The following is a 23,759-nucleotide window of genomic DNA, read 5'->3' as shown; positions in this document are numbered from 1 at the left end:
AAAAAAACTTCGAAAAAGATAGTATCTAATATAATAAAGAACATATTTAGTAGCGTATCTTTGCATTAATACATTGGAAAAGAAAGGAGATAAGTATGCATAAACTTCAAACGAATAAAGGCGCTCGATATATGATGATTGCTTTTATTGTTTTGTTTCTTACTATGCTTTTACGTATATTTTATATTCAAGCAGTAGGAGTCGTGCATAATGTTAATGTAAAAGATCTTGCGAATGAACAACAAAACAAAAATGGAGTTTTAGAGGCAAATCGCGGGACAATTTATGATCAAAACGGTAAAGTATTAGTCCAAGACTCAACGACATATCGCATCGTTGTAAACTTAAAAGGAAAAGATAAATTAAAAGATAAAGAAGATACTGCACAACGTTTAGCAGATGCGCTTGAAGTTGATAAAGAGGAGATCATGAAAAATTTTCATGAAGGACGTACGCAAGTTGAAATTGGTAAAATTGGACGTAACTTATCTAGAGAAGCGAAGGAAGAAATTAATAATTTGAAAATACCAGGTGTATCGTTTACAACAGAAAAAGCCAGAGTATACCCAAATGAAGATTTCGCCTCGTATATACTTGGTTTTGCAAGACCGGACGATAAAGGTAATGCGGAGGGGAAGTTTGGGCTTGAAGAAAGTTTGGATAAATATTTACGCTCTACAAACGGAAATGTAAAATATGTAGGTTCACGAAGAGGTATCCCACTTACAAATGATATAGGAAAAATAGAACCTGCTAAAAATGGAAATAACGTATATCTTACGCTTGATAAACAAATTAATAGTTTTTTAGAAGACGCGATGAACAAAGCGGAGCAACACTATGATCCTTCTATGTTAGTAGGAATCATTGCAGATCCAAAAACAGGTAAAGTTTTAGCAATGTCTAGTAAGCCTAGTTATAATCCTAATAAGGGAGACATTGAATATTTTTTAAATGATCCAATTGCGAACGCATTCGAACCAGGGTCTACAATGAAAGTTTTTACATTAGCTGCTGCAATTAATGAAGGTGTATATAACGGGAAAGAATATTTCCAATCAGGAAAATACACAGTTGGTTCAGCAGAAATTAAAGATCATAATGGCGGATATGGATGGGGCTCAATTACATTTGATGAAGGGTTTGAACGGTCATCTAACGTTGCTTTTTCTATTTTAGAAGACCAGTTACTGAAACCAAATAAATTCAAGCAATATATGAATAAATTTGGTTTCAATCAAAAAACAGGGATAGATTTGCCTGGAGAAAGTAAAAATACATTATTGTTAAATACTCAAATTCAACAAGTTACTACTTCTTTCGGCCAAGGCTCAACTGTAACTCCTATTCAAATCGTACAAGCGGCCACAGCTATAGCAAATGACGGGAAAATGATGCAACCTTATATTGTTGATAAGGTTGTAAATCCAACAAATAAGCAAGTTATTATGGAAAATCAACCTAAAGAAATAGGGAATCCGATTAAAAAAGAAACTGCAGATAAGGTAAGGAACTTAATGGAACGTGTTATAACATCATCTAAAGGAACGGGAACGATGTATAAAATTGATGGTTATCCGATTGGTGGTAAAACAGGGACAGCGCAAATTCCGAATCCTGAAAATGGACGATATATGGAAGGGAAAGATAATTATATTTTTTCATTCTTAGGAATGGCTCCAATTGATGATCCGCAATTAGTCGTATATTTAGCCATTAAGCAACCTAAATTAAAGGGGAATGAATACGGCGCTCAGCCTCTTGCTGAAATTTTTAAACCAGTTATGAAAAATAGTCTAGAATATTTAAAAGTGAAACCATATACAGAAAAACAAATGGTAGATGCAACAAAGCAATCTGAAATAAAAGTACAAAATTATGTAAATCAAACGATGGATACGGTGAAAAATATTGCAGAAAAAGCGAAACTTCAGCCGGTATTATTAGGAGAAGGAAAGATAATAAAACAATATCCACAAACTGGCGAGGTAATGAGTGAAGGAGATCGCATATTTCTAGTGGGAAATAATGTGAAAATGCCTAACCTAAAAGGTTGGTCAATGCGTGATGTTATGTATTTCTCTAAGTTGTTGAAATTAGATTTAAAAACAACAGGTACAGGGTATGTAACGAGTCAAAGCATTGAAAAGGGACAATATATACAAGAAGGTGATGCTTTAAAACTAGATTTGGAACCGCCTCTAGAACCATTAGCAGAAGCGAGTACAAATTAATATCGAATTTGTAAGAGCCTATAGTATAATAGGCTCTTTTTGTTAGAGTTACAAGCAATTTCACGCACCGTATTTTTTTAATAAATAAAAAATCAAGTTACAAAATTATAAAGGATCTTCACTTTCTTAAAAAACTGATTATTCTTTTTAATTATTTACAATATAAAACCTATATGATAATATGGATAAAATTACATGCGATGATGAGAAGAGTAAATAAAATGAATTTTTCACAGAGAGCTCCATTTAGCTGAAAAGGAGCAAAAATTCTTTATTGAATCAAGCCTCTGAGCAGCACATCGGAACCTTTAATAAGGGGATGGTGTGACGGGAGCTCCCGTTATAGAGCTACGGTATAAGCTTTATGCAGTACCTGATAAGGTTAATATGGCGACATATTAACAAACTAGGGTGGCACCGCGATGATAAATCTCGTCCCTAAGACTTTAAGTCTTGGGGGTGGGATTTTTTTATTGGTTTAAAACAATTTAGAAAGCGGGTGCCTAAAGTGAAAAAATTACTTAAAGATTGGAAATATCCTTTATTACTACTGTCCGGAGTCGGTATTGCAAATTTAGGTGCATGGATTTACTTAATAGCACTTAATGTACTTGTCTATAATATGGGCGGCTCAGCTTTAGCGGTTGCTGCTTTATATGTGATTAAACCATTAGCTGCTTTATTTACAAACGCTTGGTCAGGAAGTATGATAGATCGTTTAAACAAACGGAAGTTAATGATTCACCTCGATATATATCGAGCAGTATTTATAGCCATTTTACCCTTGCTTCCATCCCTTTGGATTGTCTACCTATTAGTATTTTTTATAAGCATGGCCAGTGCGATTTATGAACCAACTGCTATGACATATATGACGAAATTAATTCCAGTAGAGCAAAGACAACGTTTCAACTCACTACGTAGTTTAATCGGATCTGGTGCATTTTTAATTGGTCCAGCGGTAGCGGGGATATTATTAATAATTGGCACACCAGAGTTTGCAATATATATGAATGCTATAGCATTTCTGTTATCAGGGTTAATTACATTACCTTTACCTAATCTTGATAAAAAATACGATTCTAATACATCAAGTGATAAGTTATCTCTAACTGTACTAAAAAAAGATTGGAACATAGTCTTTAATTTTAGCAAAAAATCTTTGTATGTCGTATGTGTGTACTTCTTATTCCAGGGGATGATGGTATTAGCTACCGCGAATGACTCTCTTGAACTATCATTTGCGAAAGAAGTTTTATTGTTAACAGATAGTGAATATGGCTTTTTAGTTAGTATCGCTGGAGCGGGTTTTATTTTAGGAGCCATAACAAATACAATTTCATCAAAAAAATTAGCACCTTCATTTCTAATTGGGATAGGATCATTATTCATTGCAATCGGATATTTGATTTATGCTTTTTCAAGTGAGTTTTTAATAGCTGCTATCGGATTCTTTATTCTATCTTTCTCTATGGCATATGCAAATACAGGATTTTACACATTTTATCAAAATAACGTTCCGGTTCATATGATGGGACGAATCGGGAGTATATACGAGCTCGTTATAGCTGTGTTAACAATTTTTATAACGATTCTGTTCGGCATTGCAACTCAATTCACTTCTATACAAATTGTAGTCATTGTAGGAGTATTGGTAATGCTACTTATTACTATCCTATTATGCGTGTTTACTTTATTGCCATCGCAGTCTAAGGTATATTCCGCTGAATCAATAAAATCGAAATAGTTCCCTTGGTTTTTATTTAAAACTTAAGGGGGGGTGAATAGGAGGTTTCTTTCCCCTATATATGGAAAAATAATAAGGGGAAAGAACAATACTGATAAACAAGGGTGGTTATTATGATAAAAACAAAAGATCAAATAGAGAAAATTGCAAAAGAAATACATCAGAATATAGATTTTTCTGGGGGAGTCTTAATAAAAAAAGATGATGATATTATCTATGAAAATTCATTTGGATATGCTAACCGAAGTGAATGTATAAACAATACACTACAAACAAGATTTGGAATTGCCTCAGGATGTAAATTATTCACTGCTATCAGTATCTGTCAACTTGTTGAAAGAGGTGTAATTACTTTTCATACAAAGTTAAAAGATTGTCTACATATTAAATTCCCAAACTTTAATGAAGATATTACAGTACATCAACTTTTAACGCATAGTTCGGGTATTCCAGATTATTTTGATGAAAGTATCATGGATAACTTTGAAGATCTTTGGAAACAAACCCCTATGTATCTTTTAAAAAGTTTAAAAGACTTTTTACCATTATTCCAAAACAGTAATATGATGTTTGCACCAGGAAGTAAGTTTTACTATAACAATGCAGGTTTTATTATACTTGGATTAATTATAGAACAGCAGACAGGACTTGAATTTACGGAATATATAGAAAGAAACATATTCGTTCCAGTTGGCATGAATGATTCAGGCTATTTTTCTTTAGATAATTTACCAAAACATACAGCTCTCGGATATATAAAGGATGTAAATAGTCAAAAATGGAGAACAAATGCATACTCTATACCCATAAAAGGAGGTTCTGATGGTGGTGCTTATATTACTGCACCAGACATGGTGAAATTTTGGGAAGCTCTATTTAACAACGAAATATTAAGCCACGAATATACGAAGTTACTTTTAACTCCTCATATTTTGGTGAATAATAGCCAGTCTTACGGCTATGGAATATGGATTGAGAAAAGACAAGGAAATATTTTTAAATATCATGTAATGGGATATGATCCAGGCGTGAGTTTCCGCTCGGCCGTATACCCGGACTTAGGAATTACATTAGTTATCCCATCAAATAAAGGGGCAGGACCCGAAAAATTCATGGTAGAAATAGAAGGAGTTTTTTAATTACATGGATATAAAAATTAGAGCATATAAAAAAGAAGACGAAATAGGCTGGGTACGTTGCCGTTCGTTATCCTTTTTAGATACAGCATATTATGACAATGTACTTAGAGGGAAAGAAAAATATGAAAATCCCGCAAATGAAGGTTTCTCTTTAATGAATTTACAATAATATAAAGATGCATTATTCCGTAGGACAAAACCATCCTGCGAAAAGTCCTATAGAATAATTAAGATAAAGGGATGTGTTAGCGATTTGCATATGATTAACGGTAGTTTATTTATTATTTTTGGGGTTATCTGTTATTTATTTGTCCGAAGTATATTAATTGGGTTCAAAAATAAAAAGCATGTGAATTGGTGGAAAGAATTAATTAGTTTTCTATTTGCAGTATACATTTGTATGGTTGTTGCAGTAACCTTATTCCCTTTACCAATCGGGTTTCCTTCTAGTGTTGAAAATCTTAATCGGTTAGTCAATATTATTCCTTTTGCATCAATTATTAACGATATCGGTCAAATAGGGAGTGCTTATGATGGTGATGTCCTATTTATGATTGGTCTAATCGTAAGAAATGTAGGCGGGAATGTTTTATTATTAATGCCTTTAGGGTTTTTAGCACCACTTATATGGAATAAATTCAAAAAAGTTAAAAATACTATTTTATTAGGTTTTATCATATCGGTTAGTATAGAATTGTTACAATTAATCGAGTCATTAGTTAGTGGAGGGGGACGTATTACCGATATTGATGATGTAATCTGTAACGTTCTAGGTTCTATAATTGGATATTCCATTTATAAAATCACTTTAAAATTAGCTGCTACATTTAACATTCAAGTATTAGATAAAACTAACTCTAAAGGTGTAGAATTTATTGATAAATAAAAGTTTAAACCAGTTTAGGAATGTACTAATAAAGCTACTAAAGACGTACGAGTAGAAAGTACGTCTTTTTACTTTTATAAATAATGCTTAAAGCTGATGGGAAATCACATTCCGTATTTTACAAATTAAAGTAGCTATCGTATTTCAAGTATGGTATGAACAGAGGCGAATATAATTTTCAAAGGTAAACAAATATATAGGAGGACTCTACATGGATATTCTATTTGTTATTCTACTTGTTATTCTTATAATTGTATTAATGCAAGGTAAGGAATACAAAGTGAATATTAATCGTATTTGGCTCATTCCGGCTTTGCTGTGCTTTGTAACAATCCAGTCCATTATTCATATGGGACAATTAAATATATTGCACGTACTATTATTCGTTGCAATGCTCGGAATTGGATTGGGTCTTGGAGTTATTAGAGGAAAAGCTTTAACATTTCGATTAGATAGTGAAACAGGTCATGTATTACGAAAAGGAAATTGGTTAAGTACAATTATTCTCCTTGTTATTTTAGGTGCAAAGGTTTTGATTAAGCAAAGTATGTTTCCTGGCAGTACTCACCACACATTAATGGTTGTAACGAATGCCTTTTTATGTATCACATTAGGTACCGTAATTAGTAGACGCTATTATATTTGGAAAAAATATAATGAATTAACACAAACAGCGTAAATACATTCGTCCCTTGTTTAACAACGCTGTGAACGGTAATACTAAATAATATTGAACTTTTACAACAAGGGATGATAATATGATATTCATTTACACAGATTTCGGCGGAACGCATACAACCTCGCTAGCTGCAGCTTATCATTTAAATAAATTACCAACTGATCGGAAGTTAACGAAAGAAGAAATTTTAAATGTGGAGTATTTTAATAAATTGAAAACAGAAGATATGGGGAAAATTATTTTTCATGGACAAGATGAATATGGGAATCCTGTATATACAATTGGATGCGGGGCATCAAAGGTCGTTGTACCTGCCATGAAGCATTTAGGAGAGATTCTGCAAAAACATTATCAAAACAATGATAAGATTATTTTTTCTAATACATCACCAACAGTTCCATTGCCAATGACTTTAGGCGGTTTGTTTTCTAGAAGATTTCATATTGATTTTATTGGTGTACCGTTACTCGTATGGGGAGCAAAAATTTGCTGTGATAACATCCAGCGGCTTGTCAGTTATACGAAAGAAGCGGGGCGAATGACGAATGATTATGTTGTTATTTTAGATAACGAAACATTTAAGTAATGTAATATTAAAAGAAGACCGGGAAAATTTGTGGTTTTCTTTTTTTTTTGATAAATAGACAAAAAACATTCACATTTATTATACATCTACTATAGCCAAAATAATAAAGTCCTGTTACTATTACAGGGGATATTCTCTTTTCGTAAGATAAATATATAGAAAAGTCAGAAAAGAGGAACAGAATAAGGGAGGAACAACATGAAGCGTGTTGCTTGGTTTACTGATAGTACAACTGCGAGTTTTACAACAGATGGTGATAACTTTGTTATCCCAATTGAAGTTATTATTGATGGAGTGTCTTATAAGGATTGTGAAGAAGGAGTTCATAAACGTCTTTATGAAGCGTTAAATGATGGAAGAACAGTTACTACTTCGCAACCTAACATAGGGGAAATGGTAGAATTATTTACTAAATGCAAAGAAGAATATGAAGAAGGCTTTGCAGTTGCTATTAGCGGAAAAGTAAGTGGGACTTATCAAAATATGAAGCTAGCTGCTGATATGGCAGGTTTCCCTTTAACTGTATTAGATAGTGAAACGACAAGTTATCCAATGGATGAACTTTTGAGAAAAGCTAAAACGTTATACAATGATGGTATGACTTTACAAGATATACATAAAACATTAGTAGATGAAAAAAGAAGGCCTTTTTATGTATTTCCAAAAAGCTTAAAAGGTTTATATGCAAGTGGTCGTGTAAAGGGAGTTCAATTTTTACTTGGAAGTTTATTAAGTGTTAACTTAATCTTAGAAGTAAAAGGCGGAGAACTTTTACTTGAAAAGAAAGTGCGTAAAATCCAAAAATGTAGAGACTACATTAAAAATGAGCTTGAAAAAGAATTACCAAAAGTACTTCATATGTTCTATGCTAACGATAAAGATGGAGCTGAAGAATGGATTTCAGATATTAAACAAGCATTCCCTGAAATGGATTTCAAGCTTTATCCATTGCCAATTTCATTTGCTGTTCATGCAGGTGAAGGAACAATAGCAATAAGTTATTAATAAAAAAACCTCCAATTGGAGGTTTTTTTTATTAAGATACGCGAGTAGATGAAGTCATAGTTTTTACTTTTAAAATAATATCACGTTCTAACTCTTCATTTTTCTTACCAATACGACTTCCAATAAAGAATACATCGATTAAAGCCCAAATACCAAGCCCACCCAGTGTTAAAGTCATTGCGATAGCCATACCGAAATCACGTGCATAATAGCGATGACCTCCAAGCCCTCCTAGGAAAAACCAAATTAAGTAAGCAAGCCCTTTTGATTTTTTATTTTTTTCAAATTCTGAGTTTACAAGTGCCAATTGTTCTGATGATAAATCGTTCTTTAATAATAAATTATCCACTTAAATTCTCCTTGTTATGTAAGATTTTATAAATGCAAATTTTAATATACCATAACTCAAATGAAATTGTAATAACTATATTAAAATATTAAATGATATACGAATTGAGCTGAGATTTCGAACAATTGTAATAGAATAAATGTTTATTTTGAAATTATTTATATTGAGTACTACCCATTAACTTTAACGATAAGAACCTATTTTTTATATTAAGAATGATATCTCCATACAATATAAAAATAAGTTGTACTTACAGTAGTATATTTTCTTTAAAATAAATGGATTTTCAATAATAATATAGAACTATAAAGTGAATAAATAATATATATTGGTAGTGATATTATGAAAATCGGTAAATTTGGAGAAAAAAATAATTTAAGTATAGATACGATTAGACATTATATGGATCTCGGACTAATTATCCCTGAAAAGAAGGGTGGCCATTATTTTTTTGATGAGTATTGTCAAAAAGATATAGAGCTTATATTAGAATACAAATGGCTAGGATTTAGTTTGAATGAAATTAAAGAACTTTTTCTTTATAAAAGTTTAGCAAAATCTATGAATTACGAAAAAGATACTTTTTACCAATCTTTATTTAAATTGAAGTATGAAAAGATTGAACAAGAAATACAAATTTTAGAGGAAAGAAGAGATAAATTAAAGGCAGCGTTAAATGATTTATCTATAACAACTGAGATTTCTAATTCAATTTTAGGGATAGATTTAAGAGTACTTAACTTTCTTACATGTTTTAAGTGTAGCGGAAATTTAATTCTTCAAGATGGAATTATTAATAGCAATCAAATTATGGAGGGAAAATTAACTTGTAATTGCGGCGAAGAGTATGTTATTACTTCAGGGATTTTAACAGCAGGTAAATCGTTTGAAACGTCTGACAGGGCTTCTTTTGAAGATCCTATTTCAGATTATATCCATGAAACTGATTCTTCTTATTTGGAGAATATACATAGAGCAGGAGAATGGGCGAAAAAGAAATTAAAACAACTAGATTTAAATGACAAGGTACTGCTTGATATAGGATCGGGTTTTGGATTCTTTTTACGAAATATTTATGAAGAGCTGCCAGAAGATTGCTTATATATTGCTTATATATTGCTGTTGATCGAGATTTGAATAAACTTCTATTTTTAAAAGATGTATTAGAGAAAAGAAACCCGAAAAGAAACATCCTTTTCATCTGTACGGATTTTTTAAACATTCCCATCCAGGATCATTTTGTTGATATTGTAATTGATCAGTCTGGCACAAGTAATTACAGTTTTGAGCATGAAAAATTTTTATTGTATGCATTAAATTCCCTTTTAAAACCTGATTGTTATTTATTAAGTTCATTTATTTTATTTAAAAATTTCAGCATAAATAGCCAAATTATAACTAGATTAAGAGACAACTTCACGTATTCAACAGTAAAAGAAGAAATTCAAAAACTACAATTTCGCTCTATAGATGAAAGAACTTCAAAATACATGAATCGAGGCGGAAAATACGAAAATTTCTTTGTTCAAGGAGAAGAGATATATACATATTCATTTTTCGGAAAAAGATGGGGTTAACCCCATCTTTTTTAATTTTTTTTAAAAAAGTTTTTAATACTAGCATATTGATATTGGGTTGACCCGAGAACTTACACTGTACGTAATACAAAGTTAAGCGGGAGGGAAAAGTTATGGAGAGTTTACGAATACAGTTACAAAATGAAAAAAGCAACCAAGAACTAAAAAATATTTGTCTCTATGTAATTGGGAAAACAATATCAATATTTGGTAGCTCTATTTATAGTTTCGCATTAGGATTATATGTTTTACAAATAACCGGATCAGCATTAAATTTCGCAATTACACTCATTTTAGGAACGATTCCAATGATTGTTATGAATCCATTTGCCGGTGTAATTGCAGATAAAGTTGATAAAAAGAAACTGGTCGTTTGCATGGATTTACTAAGTGGAAGTTTATTAATTGTTACTTATATAGTAAGCAGCAATTATGGATTAAACTTATTCATTATTTATGCTATTACCTTTCTTATGTCGGTATTTACAACATTCTTTGGAATAGGGTTAGAAGCAGCAAAACCAAATATCGTGTCTAAAGAGAGATTAATGAGTATTAACTCTATAAGTAAAATTATCGATTCTGTATCTTTAATTCTCGGTCCTATGTTAGGGGGCATCGTTTTTGCTGTATTAGATATAAAAACTTTTATAATTATAAATGGTATTTCATTTATTCTTTCGGGCATATCCATATTGTTTATTCACTTTAAATTGTTCGAGTACAGCATAAATGGTGGATGTTCAAAAAGAGAAATTAATTTTATTAAAGATATAAAAGAAGGGTTTTCTTACTTAATTGAAAGGGAAAGCTTAAAGAATACGTTTAGTATTTTAACTGCACTTAATTTCTTCCTAGGTTTTGCTGTAATCGTCCCACTACCATACATAATAAACACAGTTCTCAATCTTAGTTCGAAGCAATTTGGCATGATTCATGGGACTTTTCCAGTAGGAATGATAGTTGGTGCAATATTAGTAAAAAAGATAACTGATCGTTTTTCTTATTCCTATCTTTTGAAAAAATCAAGTTTTATGTTGGCAATTTTTATGATAATTTCAGGAATTCCAGTTTTATTCAAAAGTATTGAAGTGGATAATTTTATATACGTTGCTATGTATTGCCTTATTATGTTCTTTTTAGGAATAATGATAGCACTAATTGATATTCCTTTAACTTATTTCATGCAAAAAGAGATTCCTGATGAATATAGGGGGAGGGTACTCAGTATTGGATTAAGTATAGGTAAAATGATGCAGCCAATAGCATTGGCATTATCAGGATTATTATTAAATTATATCCCTGCTTACACGCTTCCAATTACAGGAGGGATAGTATTTCTTATTTTGAATAAGGCTTATTCAAATAAGTTGAACTTAGAAATTCATTCAAAAGATTATAGTGTTGAACGTAATTAAATAATATTTTTAAATGTTTAAAAAGCACAGGGTATCATCCTGTGCTTTTTATCGTAATTCAGCTGTTTTTCTAATAACAATCTTATCAATATCATCTTCTTCATCACCAATAAATAACCCTCGTTCTTTTAAGTATGTTTCAAAATATAAATCTGCTTCTGCACGTTCATCATATGGCTTTACAGATAGAACGAAACCCAATTTATTTTGCTCCTCTAAATGAGAAGTGGAGATGTAAGCCGGTACATTGTGGCGTAAAAAGAGCTCTTTAACCGGAATAATCATATCTTTCATTAATTTCGTTAACATACCCATTTCAAACTCAAAATTAAAGCGATCTATACTAGATAAATCCGCGAATACTACACCAATAAAACCTGTATTAAACACTTCTTGATATTCTACTTCCTCGTCACCGTAAAAATTCTTTTCAATTAAATAATTTATAAAGTAAGCAACGCCATCACTTTGTTCAAACAGTTTTGTTGAAAGAACAAAACCAATTTTCTTTTGTTTATGTAAATACACACATGACATATATGCAGAGATATTATGTTCTTTAAATAATGCACTCATTGCTCCAGATAGACCATCTAGTACGTGATGAACAATTTGAAGTTTTTTACGAGCGAAATAATAGGATTTCTTTTGTAACTCCAATGTATCAATAAAGACAGAGCCAATAAAGCCTGTATTTGAAATAATAGGTGTTTGCTTTTTTCTTCCTCTGCGCTTCGCTGGAGCCATTGTTAAAATCATCCCTTCATGTACAAATAAATTAAAAAGAACATTTGTTCGTATATTTATATTTTACTATTAAAACGCACTAAAGTAAAGGGTTTTTGACGAAAAAACAATAAAAAAGACACCTATAAAAGGTGCCTTAAACGTTGCAGGGAAGAGGTTTCATCCCATTATTTATATTAAGATACAGATACAATCTCTTCTGTATCTTCTACATCTAAATGACAGTCCATAGTACGAACATCTTGATCTTCATGACTTCCGAAATAAATAGTAATTTTCATATGTATCGCTCCTTTATTCTAGGAATACCTAAAATAATTACTAGTAATGTTAATATTTATTATATACCACTTTTTTCATTCCGACAATGTTATATCATTTTTAATTCTTATTATGCCACATTGTGTGATATAAAGGGGTTAAAAAGGGGAATATCATTAATTAAGTGAAATTTCTTATATGTTATATTTAATATAGGTGTTATTTAATTACTATTTTTAAAAAGGAGCATAATTGATGAATTATCAAAAGGTACTTATAGATAATTTTATATACAAGACTTCATATATTGCTCGTCATGTGCAAGGGATGAGTGTAAAGAAAACGCAGGATTATATTGCCGTTAACTGTGGTTTACCTACAGATACATTTAATATTATTACTTTATTAAACAACAACTTAACGGAAGGAAACGAGGAATTATGTGCGGAGATAGAACACTTTAATCAAAAAGGGTTCCCCATGAGTGTTTGGTGTTGGGATGCAAAGCGAGAGAATACACTTAAGAACGAGTTACTAAAACTTAGATTAATAGAAGCAGAAAATAATATTGCAATGTTTGCAGATTTACAAACAATTCTTCCTACAATAGACATACCAGCAGGTTTTACAATACAAAAAGCAACTTCGCCGGTACAAATACAAAAATTTGGCGAAACATTAGCGGCTTTATTCGGTACATCAGCGGAAGGCTCTAATGTTCAATCATACTATAATCAAATTTCTTCTTTAGATTTATGGAATAGCGATGACATGAAACTATACTTAGGTCTTTATAAAGGTGAGGTAGTATCTGTTGGCTCTTTAGTATGTACGAAAGATAGTTTCGGTATTTATGATATTGCGACTAAAGAAGAAATGAGAGGACAAGGATTCGGCTCTACTATGTTTAATTTCTTACTGCAAGAAGCTAAACAACTAAAAAATACTTATTGCGTATTACAAGCTTCACCTAATGGAATAAATATTTATAAAAAATCCGGCTTTCAAGCTGTAGGACAAATGACTGTTTTTGAAAATCGGCATTTATTTGAGTAAATCATCCAAGTCAAATTGTTTTAAATATAGGAGTTAACATACCGTTATGAAAAAAACATCTATAATTACTATCATTTGTTTCTTCATCGTAATAAGCATTTTTGTTTTTCATCAAGTAAATGAACAAAAATATACAAAAGCAATACATCAATCAAATCATATTAAAAACATTGCACATAGAGGTGCTTCTGCATATGCACCTGAACATACAATAGCGGCTTATAAATTAGGACAACAATTGAAGGGAGATTACATAGAAATTGATCTCCAAATGACAAAAGACGGACATTTAGTAGCTATGCATGATGAAACATTAAATCGTACAACAAACGGTACTGGGTTAGTTAAAGAACATTCATTAGAAGAAATAAAGCACCTTAATGCAGGTTCTTTTTTCAATGAAAAATACCCAAATTTAGCAAAGAAAGAATTTGAAAATGCTGAAGTGCTCACATTAGAAGAAATTATTGTAACGTTTGGATGTGATGCTAACTATTATATTGAAACAAAATCGCCAGATGAATATCCAGGTATGGAAGAAAAATTACTAGCGATTATGAATCACTTCCAAATAAATGATAAAGTTATAATTCAATCATTTAGTGAAGAAAGTTTGCGAAAGGTTCATAGTTTAAATGCTAATATACCTTTAGTGCAATTATTATCATATAAACAAGCAGTGCAATTAACAAATTTAGAATTAGAGAATTATAAAGCATACTGCATTGGCCTTGGTATGAATTACAAATATATTGATGAAGCCTATGTTAAAAAAATAAAGAAATACGGATTAGAAATTCATCCATTTACAGTAGATAATGAAAAAGATATGAAAAAGTTACTTTCTTGGGGCGTCGACGGGATGTTTACTAATTATCCAGATCGTTTGGATACACTTATGCCTTAAAGAAACAGGAATAAAAGGAATCCAAGCTCATTGGATTCCTTTTATTTTTCTCCCATTCCATGTCCTTAGTGCAAAAACAAAATATTCAATTCACTACATAGAATATCAAAATAAATTAGAAATTAACCAAAATGCAATTAATTTTTCCTTTGTTTTTTATATTTTTTTGATACACTGACTACGAGAGGAATACCGATTAACGTCGGTAAAAACCAAAACCATATAGGCGGCAGTAAATTAATAATGGGAATATGAATTCCGATGTTTACTAAAAGTGCGGTAACGGCACCGATATAGGAGCCTAACATACCTCTAATATGGTGATGAATCCAATTTTTCCAACGCTTTTTTCCTGCAAGATAGCCATAAATCGCAAATGAATAAGAGAAAATTGCTACATAAAATAAATATGCGATTTTATCCCAGTTTATAATGGACAATATAATTGCAGTAAGAGTTATTACAACATAGGATGCATGATATATTTCTCCCCATTCTGTATGTTTTCCTTTCTTTTTTTGAGCAAGCATCGCTACAATTCCCGTAATTAAACATATGGTTCCAAATAATATGTGAATGGTCAAAAGGATATTGAAAATGCTCATAATAATTCCTCCTTTTTTATTTTTATAGTATTGCAGTATAGGAGAAAAGTTGAATAACATCATTAATTCGACTTAATATATAAATACCTTGAGTAAATTGTTCAGCGGAAGCATAGCCATACGATAAACGAATGTACTGATCTGATTTCTCTTCATAAATTCGTCCCGGATTTAAAAGAATTCCCTTTGATAATGCTTCTGAAAACAGTTTTTTCATCGGGATGTTAGGTATCACCCTTAGCCATATAAAAAATCCGCCGCTAAGAATATCCCACGTGGCAATATCTGCACAATACTTATTTAAGGCTTGTATCATTATTCGTCTCCGCTCTTTTAGGTGAATCCTTACGTTTGCTACGTGCTCCTCATAAAAACCTTTGATTAACCATTCTACAGCAACTCTTTGAGATAAAGAACTTGATCCATAGTCATATAGAAGTTACTTTGAGTATTATATATTTAGGTGTGTTCCCGACAGTACTTCCATATATTACATCTCATGCTGGGGCTTCTGAAGCAACGAGTTCTCTATATTTAACACCAGTAACTGCATGTTTTATTGCTTGGATATGGGTGCCAACTTTTGTTTCGATAGTTGGAGGGGTAATTACTATATTAGGGGTTATAATTACTCATTTAACATTTAAAAAAGATAATTATAAACAAATCGAGAGCGGAAAATATCTATAATAAATAGCATTAGAATTAGATGAAAAAGAATTTATTCGAGACTTTATAAAAATAATGCTATAAGGTGATGTCGAAAAAGGGAATCATTTCACTCCGTTGAATATAAAAGATAAATTCTTTTTTAAAGGAGCTTAAAATAGTGAACGTCCAATTAAAAATTGTTACGAGAGAAAATTGGGAAGACGCATTGAAATTACAAGTTAAAGAAAATCAAATGCAATTTGTTCCGGCAGTGGCAGTATCACTTGCTAAAGTATACATAAAACCAGATGGTGAAAATGTCGAATATGTTCCATTCGCTATATATGATGGCGACCTTATAGTTGGTTTTATTATGCACGCTTATGTACGAGAATCAACAGACATGTATTGGATTAACGGATTTATCGTTGATGAAAAAGAGCAAGGAAAAGGATATGGAAAAGCAGCATTAAAGGAAATCATTAACTTAATAAAAAATAACTTTAAAGAGTGTGAGGAAATTAGATTAACTGTCCATAAAGATAATATTTCTGCAAAAAAACTATATAAATATTATGGTTTTAAACCATTAGGAAATGTATACGACGGTGAGGAAATATATCGCTTATTATTGTTGAAATAAAGATGTACTGTTTTGAATAGAGTTATATCTTGTATTTATGGTGAAAAAGAACATCTAGAATTGAAAGATCGATTAAGAAACTGCTTAGAAACAATAAGTTGTTCTGTTTTAGATCCAAATTGCGGAGAAGTGGTGTTACTAAGTCATATAAATTATTGCAAGCAGAATTCACACAATTATTTAAACATTTTATTATAAAACAGTATTTATATATACTTAAACTATCATTAATAAAAACATCATGGGAGGAACTAATATGAAAGAAAGTAATAAAAAGGAGTTGTCACTAGAGCAACGTGAAGAATTACTACAAACATTGAAAGATCGTTTTGAGAATAACATGAACCGCCATACAGGTCTAGAGTGGGCTAATGTTCAAGAGAAGCTGGATGTTAATGCTGAAAAGTTGTGGTCGCTCAATGAAATGGAACGAACTGGTGGCGAACCTGATGTTGTTGATTTTGATAAAGAAAAAGGCGAATACATTTTTTACGATTGTTCAGCAGAAAGTCCTAAAGGTCGTAGAAGTGTTTGTTATGACCTTGAAGCGCTAGAATCAAGAAAGAAACATAAACCAGAAAATAACGCTATTGATATGGCAACTGCTATGTGCATTGAACTATTAACGGAAGAAGAATATCGTGTGTTGCATAATCTTGAAAATTTCGATATGAAGACGTCGAGTTGGGTGCAAACACCTTCTGATATTAGAGAACTTGGCGGTGCCCTTTTTTGCGATTATCGCTTTGGCCATGTCTTTGTGTATCACAATGGAGCAGAATCCTACTATGCCGCAAGGGGTTTTCGTGGTTCGCTAAGGGTCTAAAATTTGTACAAACAGGTAAATTTGAATTTGAGAATGAATTTACCTAGGGAAAAGTATTAGAAAGGGAATAATCAAACCTTTTGTAAACGAATGAATCAACTAAAAATATTAAGAGTATGTTTTGATAATTTTTTTCATAAACATACTCTTTTTTAGAATCATTTATCAAAATTATTAGTTTTAATTAAATTGTAAACGAGCACATGTAAAATGTTCTCTTGCAGTTATTAATAATGTTCATCCATATGAAACACCTATGATTTATATTATCTCGCTTTTAAATGACAATTTTCGAGCAAGTATAAAGTGAATGATTAGGAGGAATACAAAATGAAAAGTAAATTCCATCATATTGTACGAGCTATCATGATAAAAGATGAAAAATTACTAGTTGCTGAATACATAGGACATCACTATTTTTTACCCGGTGGCCATGTTGAAATTGGAGAATCAGCAGAGAATGCACTACTAAGAGAGTTACGAGAAGAACTTGGAGTAACTTGCAGTATAAAACAATTTTTAGGCGTCATAGAAAATCAATGGCAAACCAAAGAAACCCTTCACCATGAAATTAACCACATTTTTGAAATAGATTCAAATGAGTTAAAATCAGATTTTACTCCAATATCTAAAGAGTCCCATTTAGCATTTCACTGGATTGATTTTAATAAAGAAAATATAAACTCCTATACAATAATGCCAACACCTTCCGTAAAAGAATTACTAGAAAGAAAATTAAGTGATGAACTATTAACTTGCTGGATTAGTAACTTTTAATTGTCTTTATTTATATTAATTACGTCCACTAAAAGAATATAAAGAAAATAGGCTCATAAACAAGGTACATCACCTAGTGTAAAGTCATATTTTGTTGATGTACGCATTTAGTCTATAGCCTTATTTCTACTTTATTTTTAAAAGTAAATAAACTTAAAGATATGGACGGAATTTACATTTATCAATGGAGGGTTTCATAATGAATGATTTTCAACAAGAACTACAAACATTAAACCTTAATGCTTATCAACCTGGTAATGTTGTTTATTGGGATCAGCAACAAAATCAATATCCATATTACTACATTCAAGACGATGCACGTCGTTGTGGCGGATGCGGTGGCGGCGGACGTTGTGGCGGTTGTGGTGGTCGCTGTGGTGGTTGTGGCGGCGGACGTTGTGGCGGTTGTGTAGGTTGTGTAGGCTGCGTTGGTTGTTTCAGCTGTTCTAATTGCTGGAGCTGGTGGATTATTTAAGTACTATAGATCAATAATATTTCACATGAAAGAAAAGTGCCGATGCAAAGTTATACTGTATTGAAACTTTTCTTTCATGCTGTCATTTTTATATGTTTTAGGGGGATATTTATTTGTACAAATATGAAAAATTAATTTCATGGGTAGAAAACATTAAAGAGACCAATCAAAGTTCTGCGGCAGCACTTTGTATTATTAAAGATAATAAGATTGTGCTCGAGCATTATAGTGGAACGCATTCAAATACTCCTACTAGTAAAAAAGTAACCATATCTTCACAGTTCAATGTCGCTTCCGCAAGAAAAAGCTATTTAGGATTAATGGTAGCTTATGCAGTTTATGAGGGGAAAATAAAATCACTTGATGACGAGGCAGTAAATTATTTTGAAAAACATGATCCTTCATTACTCGGTAAGACAACGATAAGACATTTAGTAACTCATTCACACGGTTTAAATGAAACCGATGATGGGACAGTTTTTCGTGAGTTTGAGCCGGGACAAGCTTGGGGGTACAGAGATATTAATGTAAGAATGGTGACGCAGCTTATTTATCAGCTGTATAATAAGAGTTTTCCTGCATTATTAAAAGAGCGTGTATTCATACCTGCTGATTTCAAAGAAACTGGATGGAGAATAAAGCAAGATGATAATTTAGTTAAGGTTGTTGTAAATCCAAATGAAGATGCCATAAATAGTGTTGGTACAGTAGATGACGGCTCCGAGAAAAATTTGTTTGTCTCTGCGAGAGAATTTGCATACTGGGGGAACCTGCATTTAAATAACGGGTTTTTAAATGGTAAACAAATTGTCCCAAAAGAAGTTATAGCACTTGCTACGAGCTTACAAAGTCCAGAGTATACAAATAAAGAACTACCTCAAAACGGGTTGTTTTGGTTCGTTCAAAATGAACCTGCTTTATTTAGTGAACTTGGTGAGCGAGTTCCTAAAGGTTCCTATCAAATATTAGGAATTACAGGACCAACGATATTAGTCATTCCAGAATATAATGTCGTCGTTGCTAAAATGTACAATAAAAGATACAACTATGGTGGGGATAATTATTTATATTATTTACGTGAATTTAGCAATTTAGTCGCTGATACATTTAGTAGCAGTAAAAATAATATGGTTAGGGCATAACTACTCCTATAATAAAAAGGAGTGAACTTTAATGAAAAATGAAGTGAATAAAAATAAAAAGAAAAATATAAAGGATGTAAACACAGAACAAAACGCGATTTATAGCGATCCGAAAGATGCAGCTAATATGCAAACTGTACCGCAGCCGAAAGACTTCGAGGAAATTGAATATTAATTTTCTCTCCGACTTATTTATGAAAGAAAAATACGTCTTAAGTCTCATCACTTTCAGCAAATTATTTGATAATATATGTACATAAGCATTCGAAAATGTCTTATCTTAACAAAGCTTTCTTTAAATGCTGTATATAACCTACAAAAAGGCACTTCTTGATGAAGTGTCTTTTTGTGTAAGCTAACTTAATTTCCATTTTCCGTACAGTATCTTGCAATTTATCATGGATATACTAACTGTGAAAATTCATGTCATGATAAAAGAAGGGGACAGTTAGTATGAAACAAACATCTATAAATCCGTTGTTAATTGTTCTAGGTACAATCATTGTTCAAATTGGCCTAGGAACAATTTACACATGGAGTTTATTTAATCAACCCCTTGTAAGTAAGTTTGGATGGAACCTCAATTCAGTCGCGATCACTTTCTCAATTACGAGTTTTTCTTTATCATTCTCAACTCTATTTGCAGGAAAGCTACAACAAAAATTTGGACTTCGTAAACTGATCGCTACAGCTGGAATTGTTTTAGGACTCGGTTTAATACTTAGTTCACAAGTTTCCTCATTACCATTACTTTATTTATTAGCCGGTGTTGTCGTTGGATATGCTGATGGAACAGCATATATTACATCACTATCTAATTTAATTAAATGGTTTCCAAACCGTAAAGGGCTTATTTCTGGTATATCTGTTTCAGCATATGGAATGGGGAGCTTAATCTTTAGATATGTAAACGGAAATCTTATCGATAGTCTTGGTGTATCACAAGCATTTTTATATTGGGGTATTATCGTCTTACTTTTAGTATTAATCGGATCGTTCTTCTTACGTGAAGCAATTGTAAGTAACACCGCAACTGAAACATTACACAATGACTATACTCCGCGTGAAATGATGCGAACGAAACAAGTATATTTCTTGTTTTTCATGCTATTTACATCCTGTATGGGTGGTTTATATTTAATCGGTATGGTAAAAGATATTGGAGTACAACTCGTTGGACTTAGTGCAGCAACCGCTGCTAACGCCGTTGCAATGATTGCAGTTTTTAATACGATTGGTAGAATCATTCTCGGAACATTATCAGATAAAATAGGTCGATTAAAAATTGTCTCTGCAACGTTTATTATTATTGGATTGTCCGTCTTTACTTTAAGTTTCATTCCACTAAATTACGGGATATATTTTACTTGTGTAGCAAGTGTTGCCTTTTGCTTTGGTGGTAATATCACAATATTCCCAGCAATCGTCGGGGATTTCTTCGGATTAAAAAACCATAGTACAAACTACGGGATTGTTTACCAAGGTTTCGGTTTTGGTGCACTTGCAGGATCATTCATTGGAGCACTACTCGGCGGATTTCAGCCAACTTTCATTACAATCGGTGTTCTATCTGTTATATCTTTCGTTATCTCTATAGTAATCCGCCCTCCAAATGCAGAAAAGAAGAAGGAAATCAAATCGTTAAATCGAAAAATAGCTTAATGCTAAGAAAGAGTCCTTATACTAGGGCTCTTTTGCTTTACAAAAAAATGTATAAACAATGGATGACATTCAAAAAATCTAATTTTATCCTTGTACTTATTTCATAATCTAATATTAAAGAAGACAGGACATTCCGATTATTAAATTGAATAAATAATGTAAAGGGGCGTGATAGTTAAAATGCAAATAGTAAAGCAATGGGTACAAGAAGATAGTGATTACATAAGAGAAAAAGTAATTGAATATAACCAAAAACAACTTTCAAATGAAGAAAAAACACCTTCAGAAAAGATTAGTTTTATAGTGAAAAATGAAAAAGAAGAAATAGTAGGAGGGATAACGGCAATCACATTTTGGCACCATGTACATGTTGACTTTCTATGGGTTTCTGAAGAATACAGGCACGAAGGTTACGGAAGCAATTTAATGAATCTTATTGAAGAATTTGCAATTGAAAAAGAATGTAGGCTAATCAAATTAGATACTTTTAGTTTCCAAGCCCCTAATTTTTATAAGAAGCATGGGTATAAAGTGATAGGGGGAAGTGAAGATCATCCTAAAGGACATAATCATTACTATTTAGAAAAACGGTTATAAACGAATCATTAAAGAGTGTATTATGATTGATTTTTTTCAAAATATGCTCTTTTCTTTTGTGTGTCTATGAACACGATATCGTTTCGTATTAGTTATTTACTCAAATTACTTTTTATGAATCCAAACAATTTAATGATAGAATAAAATAAAGACAGAAAATTTTTACCATTCAAGGGGGTTACATATGAAAAAAGTAAATGTTACATACGCACTTCTATATGATGAAACTCATGAAAAGCTATTAATGGTTAAAAACAAAGGGAAAAATGGTTCTTATTACACTTTACCAGGTGGAGCAGTTAAATTCGGGGAAACGTTAGAAGAGGCAGCAATTCGTGAAGTAAAAGAAGAAACAGGGCTAGATATATCCGTAAAAGGGGTTTGTTCCATTAGTGAAGCCTTTTTTGAGGAGAGAGGACATCATGCAATCTTCTTTAATTTTTTAGGAGAAATAATCGGAGGGGAAATCTGTATATCACGGCCAAAAGAGATTGAAGAGATTACCTGGATGGAATTAGATTCAGCAGAACCTTATTTACGTATACCAGAACACTTAAAAAGCCTTTTACAAAAGAAAGAAACAGTTCCTTATATTTTTAATGGAACTATTATTCATCAATCTTCATAAAGATAGTATTTCATTTAAGGCGGGGGAAAAATGGAGTTTATCGTTAATCACAAACAATTTACACAAGCTCTTTCAGAAGTAAGTAAAGCTATCTCAACAAAAACTTTAATTCCTATATTATCCGGAATAAAAATAACAGCAGATCAATTTGGAATTACTTTAATCGCAAGTAATTCGAATATCTTCATTGAAAAATTTATACCTAGTTCACTTAAAGAAGAAAAAATTGCAACTATTTTAAAAGCAGGGAGTATTATTGTACCTGCAAAATATTTCATTGAAATTATTAAGAAAATGCCAAGTGAGATTTTAATAAAAAGTATGAATGAGCAGTTGATTACAATTCAATCTGATGAAATTACTTTACACTTAAATGGACTCTCGGCAAATGAGTTTCCGAATGTACCACTTATAGACAATCATACAGAAATACAAGTAGAAACAGAGCAATTGATTGAAGTATTTAAACAAACTGTCTTTGCAGCAGCTAAAAATGAATCTAGACCCGTTCTTACTGGCGTACATTTCGTTATTGATCATAACAAATTAATTTGTGTTGCTACTGATTCGCACAGACTGGCTTTACGTGAAATAACCATTTCTTCACATGCGAAATTGAATTGCGTTGTACCAAGTTCCACTATTAGTGAATTACTAAAATTAATGAACAGTAATTCGAATTTAGTATACATATATCTTTCAGAGAGTCACATTATCTTTAAATTCGGTACAATTACATTGTATTCAAGGCTTATTGAAGGGAAATATCCTAATATATCCGGTCTAATTCCAAATGAATCCCAAACGGTTATTAATATAGATAGAAAACAGATTTTACAAGGTGTAGATCGGTCAAGTTTATTAGCTAGTGAATGGGCAAACAACAACGTTAACTTAGAAATCATTGACGCATCCACAATACAAATCTCTTCTAACGCTTCTCAGATTGGTAAAATATCCGAGACACAACAAATAGATGCTATTCAAGGTGAAAAGCAATTAAATATATCTTTCGATGGACGATATATGGTCGATACTTTAAAAGCAATAAAAGAAGATAGAGTTACTTTAAGTTTTGGCGGTTCCATGAGACCGATATTAATTGAAGCAGGTGAACAATCTGCAGCAGTATATTTAATATCGCCTGTTAGAACTTATTAAG

Annotated in this window: 24 protein-coding genes, 3 pseudogenes and 1 other annotated feature; of the genes and pseudogenes, 23 read left to right on the top strand and 4 right to left on the bottom strand. The window is 31.8% G+C overall.

Features of this window, described 5'->3' with window-relative positions; all coding sequences use genetic code 11:
* Positions 1–95: 95 nt before the first annotated feature.
* The 8 genes from EXW56_RS12705 to EXW56_RS12670 all read left to right on the top strand — a co-directional run bounded on the left by EXW56_RS12705 (position 96) and on the right by EXW56_RS12670 (position 8,276).
* On the top strand, positions 96–2,234 hold the full coding sequence (locus EXW56_RS12705; RefSeq protein WP_215597551.1) for a penicillin-binding protein: 2,139 nt from the start codon (positions 96–98) through the stop codon (positions 2,232–2,234).
* A 191-nt stretch (positions 2,235–2,425) separates the two neighbouring features.
* Positions 2,426–2,677, top strand: a binding site (T-box leader).
* Positions 2,678–2,742: 65 nt separating this feature from the next.
* Positions 2,743–3,981 (top strand): MFS transporter, encoded by a 1,239-nt coding sequence (locus EXW56_RS12700; RefSeq protein WP_215597550.1) that lies wholly within the window; start codon positions 2,743–2,745, stop codon positions 3,979–3,981.
* 113 nt (positions 3,982–4,094) lie between these two features.
* Positions 4,095–5,120: a serine hydrolase domain-containing protein gene (locus tag EXW56_RS12695; protein ID WP_215558564.1), complete on the top strand. Its 1,026-nt coding sequence runs from the start codon at positions 4,095–4,097 to the stop codon at positions 5,118–5,120.
* Positions 5,121–5,124: 4 nt separating this feature from the next.
* Positions 5,125–5,289 (top strand): hypothetical protein, encoded by a 165-nt coding sequence (locus EXW56_RS12690; protein WP_002161602.1) that lies wholly within the window; start codon positions 5,125–5,127, stop codon positions 5,287–5,289.
* Between the two features lie 84 nt (positions 5,290–5,373).
* Positions 5,374–6,006, top strand: a complete 633-nt coding sequence (locus tag EXW56_RS12685; RefSeq protein ID WP_215558563.1) for a VanZ family protein — start codon at positions 5,374–5,376, stop codon at positions 6,004–6,006.
* A gap of 211 nt (positions 6,007–6,217) precedes the next feature.
* Positions 6,218–6,685, top strand: a complete 468-nt coding sequence (locus tag EXW56_RS12680; protein ID WP_131230168.1) for a DUF1453 family protein — start codon at positions 6,218–6,220, stop codon at positions 6,683–6,685.
* A gap of 79 nt (positions 6,686–6,764) precedes the next feature.
* Positions 6,765–7,271: a DUF3189 family protein gene (locus tag EXW56_RS12675; protein ID WP_002110178.1), complete on the top strand. Its 507-nt coding sequence runs from the start codon at positions 6,765–6,767 to the stop codon at positions 7,269–7,271.
* A 198-nt stretch (positions 7,272–7,469) separates the two neighbouring features.
* Positions 7,470–8,276 carry a DegV family protein gene (locus tag EXW56_RS12670; protein ID WP_002110177.1) on the top strand — a complete coding sequence of 269 codons (807 nt, stop codon included), beginning with the start codon at positions 7,470–7,472 and terminating at the stop codon, positions 8,274–8,276.
* A 31-nt stretch (positions 8,277–8,307) separates the two neighbouring features.
* On the opposite strand, the gene EXW56_RS12665 is transcribed toward EXW56_RS12670, so the two are convergent.
* Positions 8,308–8,625 carry a TM2 domain-containing protein gene (locus EXW56_RS12665; RefSeq protein WP_002110175.1) on the bottom strand — a complete coding sequence of 106 codons (318 nt, stop codon included), beginning with the start codon at positions 8,623–8,625 and terminating at the stop codon, positions 8,308–8,310.
* Positions 8,626–8,967: 342 nt separating this feature from the next.
* On the opposite strand from EXW56_RS12665, the pseudogene EXW56_RS12660 reads away from it, so the two are divergent.
* Positions 8,968–10,202, top strand: a pseudogene (locus tag EXW56_RS12660) (MerR family transcriptional regulator).
* A 113-nt stretch (positions 10,203–10,315) separates the two neighbouring features.
* Complete coding sequence (locus tag EXW56_RS12655; RefSeq protein ID WP_215558561.1) at positions 10,316–11,620, top strand: MFS transporter; 1,305 nt, start codon at positions 10,316–10,318, stop codon at positions 11,618–11,620.
* Positions 11,621–11,668: 48 nt separating this feature from the next.
* On the opposite strand, the gene EXW56_RS12650 is transcribed toward EXW56_RS12655, so the two are convergent.
* Positions 11,669–12,367, bottom strand: a complete 699-nt coding sequence (locus tag EXW56_RS12650) for a hypothetical protein (RefSeq protein ID WP_215558560.1) — start codon at positions 12,365–12,367, stop codon at positions 11,669–11,671.
* A 516-nt stretch (positions 12,368–12,883) separates the two neighbouring features.
* On the opposite strand from EXW56_RS12650, the gene EXW56_RS12645 reads away from it, so the two are divergent.
* Positions 12,884–13,684, top strand: a complete 801-nt coding sequence (locus EXW56_RS12645; protein ID WP_215597549.1) for a GNAT family N-acetyltransferase — start codon at positions 12,884–12,886, stop codon at positions 13,682–13,684.
* A gap of 46 nt (positions 13,685–13,730) precedes the next feature.
* Positions 13,731–14,591, top strand: coding sequence for a glycerophosphodiester phosphodiesterase (locus EXW56_RS12640; RefSeq protein WP_215558558.1), 861 nt, complete (start codon positions 13,731–13,733; stop codon positions 14,589–14,591).
* A 137-nt stretch (positions 14,592–14,728) separates the two neighbouring features.
* Here the strand turns inward: EXW56_RS12640 and EXW56_RS12635 are convergent, their stop codons facing one another.
* Entirely contained in the window at positions 14,729–15,196 is a 468-nt protein-coding gene (locus EXW56_RS12635; protein WP_002161613.1) for a DUF2306 domain-containing protein, read from the bottom strand.
* Positions 15,197–15,218: 22 nt separating this feature from the next.
* A pseudogene (locus EXW56_RS12630) lies at positions 15,219–15,626 on the bottom strand (aminotransferase class I/II-fold pyridoxal phosphate-dependent enzyme); the annotation flags it as partial.
* Between the two features lie 2 nt (positions 15,627–15,628).
* Between EXW56_RS12630 and EXW56_RS12625 the strand changes: the two are divergent.
* From EXW56_RS12625 to dnaN, 11 genes and pseudogenes are all read left to right on the top strand, one after another.
* Positions 15,629–15,886, top strand: a pseudogene (locus tag EXW56_RS12625) (EamA family transporter); the annotation flags it as partial.
* A gap of 139 nt (positions 15,887–16,025) precedes the next feature.
* The gene (locus EXW56_RS12620) at positions 16,026–16,490 is read left to right on the top strand and encodes a GNAT family N-acetyltransferase (protein ID WP_002161616.1); all 465 of its coding nucleotides are present in this window, start codon (positions 16,026–16,028) and stop codon (positions 16,488–16,490) included.
* A 256-nt stretch (positions 16,491–16,746) separates the two neighbouring features.
* Complete coding sequence (locus EXW56_RS12615) at positions 16,747–17,316, top strand: DUF4256 domain-containing protein (RefSeq protein ID WP_215597548.1); 570 nt, start codon at positions 16,747–16,749, stop codon at positions 17,314–17,316.
* A 330-nt stretch (positions 17,317–17,646) separates the two neighbouring features.
* A complete protein-coding gene (locus EXW56_RS12610; protein WP_215558556.1) occupies positions 17,647–18,093 on the top strand; it encodes an NUDIX domain-containing protein in 447 nt (148 codons plus the stop codon).
* 199 nt (positions 18,094–18,292) lie between these two features.
* Entirely contained in the window at positions 18,293–18,568 is a 276-nt protein-coding gene (locus tag EXW56_RS12605) for a heterocycloanthracin/sonorensin family bacteriocin (RefSeq protein WP_215558555.1), read from the top strand.
* A 113-nt stretch (positions 18,569–18,681) separates the two neighbouring features.
* Entirely contained in the window at positions 18,682–19,710 is a 1,029-nt protein-coding gene (locus EXW56_RS12600) for a serine hydrolase domain-containing protein (RefSeq protein WP_215558554.1), read from the top strand.
* A gap of 31 nt (positions 19,711–19,741) precedes the next feature.
* Entirely contained in the window at positions 19,742–19,885 is a 144-nt protein-coding gene (locus tag EXW56_RS12595; RefSeq protein ID WP_215558553.1) for a hypothetical protein, read from the top strand.
* A 278-nt stretch (positions 19,886–20,163) separates the two neighbouring features.
* Positions 20,164–21,372 (top strand): L-lactate MFS transporter, encoded by a 1,209-nt coding sequence (locus EXW56_RS12590; RefSeq protein WP_215558552.1) that lies wholly within the window; start codon positions 20,164–20,166, stop codon positions 21,370–21,372.
* Between the two features lie 180 nt (positions 21,373–21,552).
* Positions 21,553–21,969: a GNAT family N-acetyltransferase gene (locus EXW56_RS12585; protein WP_070146532.1), complete on the top strand. Its 417-nt coding sequence runs from the start codon at positions 21,553–21,555 to the stop codon at positions 21,967–21,969.
* 184 nt (positions 21,970–22,153) lie between these two features.
* Positions 22,154–22,597, top strand: coding sequence for an NUDIX hydrolase (locus EXW56_RS12580; RefSeq protein WP_002147574.1), 444 nt, complete (start codon positions 22,154–22,156; stop codon positions 22,595–22,597).
* A 30-nt stretch (positions 22,598–22,627) separates the two neighbouring features.
* Positions 22,628–23,758 carry a DNA polymerase III subunit beta gene (gene dnaN / locus EXW56_RS12575; RefSeq protein WP_215558551.1) on the top strand — a complete coding sequence of 377 codons (1,131 nt, stop codon included), beginning with the start codon at positions 22,628–22,630 and terminating at the stop codon, positions 23,756–23,758.
* Position 23,759: the final 1 nt, after the last annotated feature.

The organism is Bacillus mycoides, assembly GCF_018742245.1.
Taxonomy (GTDB): domain Bacteria; phylum Bacillota; class Bacilli; order Bacillales; family Bacillaceae_G; genus Bacillus_A; species Bacillus_A cereus_U.
This window is presented reverse-complemented; position numbering and strand designations above follow the sequence as displayed.

Coding starts and splice junctions, on each gene's coding strand:
- EXW56_RS12705 (WP_215597551.1), top strand. CDS start 96: ATGCATAAACTTCAAACGAATAAAGGCGCTCGATATATGATGATTGCT.
- EXW56_RS12695 (WP_215558564.1), top strand. CDS start 4,095: ATGATAAAAACAAAAGATCAAATAGAGAAAATTGCAAAAGAAATACAT.
- EXW56_RS12690 (WP_002161602.1), top strand. CDS start 5,125: ATGGATATAAAAATTAGAGCATATAAAAAAGAAGACGAAATAGGCTGG.
- EXW56_RS12680 (WP_131230168.1), top strand. CDS start 6,218: ATGGATATTCTATTTGTTATTCTACTTGTTATTCTTATAATTGTATTA.
- EXW56_RS12675 (WP_002110178.1), top strand. CDS start 6,765: ATGATATTCATTTACACAGATTTCGGCGGAACGCATACAACCTCGCTA.
- EXW56_RS12670 (WP_002110177.1), top strand. CDS start 7,470: ATGAAGCGTGTTGCTTGGTTTACTGATAGTACAACTGCGAGTTTTACA.
- EXW56_RS12655 (WP_215558561.1), top strand. CDS start 10,316: ATGGAGAGTTTACGAATACAGTTACAAAATGAAAAAAGCAACCAAGAA.
- EXW56_RS12650 (WP_215558560.1), bottom strand. CDS start 12,367: ATGGCTCCAGCGAAGCGCAGAGGAAGAAAAAAGCAAACACCTATTATT.
- EXW56_RS12645 (WP_215597549.1), top strand. CDS start 12,884: ATGAATTATCAAAAGGTACTTATAGATAATTTTATATACAAGACTTCA.
- EXW56_RS12640 (WP_215558558.1), top strand. CDS start 13,731: ATGAAAAAAACATCTATAATTACTATCATTTGTTTCTTCATCGTAATA.
- EXW56_RS12635 (WP_002161613.1), bottom strand. CDS start 15,196: ATGAGCATTTTCAATATCCTTTTGACCATTCACATATTATTTGGAACC.
- EXW56_RS12615 (WP_215597548.1), top strand. CDS start 16,747: ATGAAAGAAAGTAATAAAAAGGAGTTGTCACTAGAGCAACGTGAAGAA.
- EXW56_RS12610 (WP_215558556.1), top strand. CDS start 17,647: ATGAAAAGTAAATTCCATCATATTGTACGAGCTATCATGATAAAAGAT.
- EXW56_RS12605 (WP_215558555.1), top strand. CDS start 18,293: ATGAATGATTTTCAACAAGAACTACAAACATTAAACCTTAATGCTTAT.
- EXW56_RS12595 (WP_215558553.1), top strand. CDS start 19,742: ATGAAAAATGAAGTGAATAAAAATAAAAAGAAAAATATAAAGGATGTA.
- EXW56_RS12590 (WP_215558552.1), top strand. CDS start 20,164: ATGAAACAAACATCTATAAATCCGTTGTTAATTGTTCTAGGTACAATC.
- EXW56_RS12585 (WP_070146532.1), top strand. CDS start 21,553: ATGCAAATAGTAAAGCAATGGGTACAAGAAGATAGTGATTACATAAGA.
- EXW56_RS12580 (WP_002147574.1), top strand. CDS start 22,154: ATGAAAAAAGTAAATGTTACATACGCACTTCTATATGATGAAACTCAT.
- dnaN (WP_215558551.1), top strand. CDS start 22,628: ATGGAGTTTATCGTTAATCACAAACAATTTACACAAGCTCTTTCAGAA.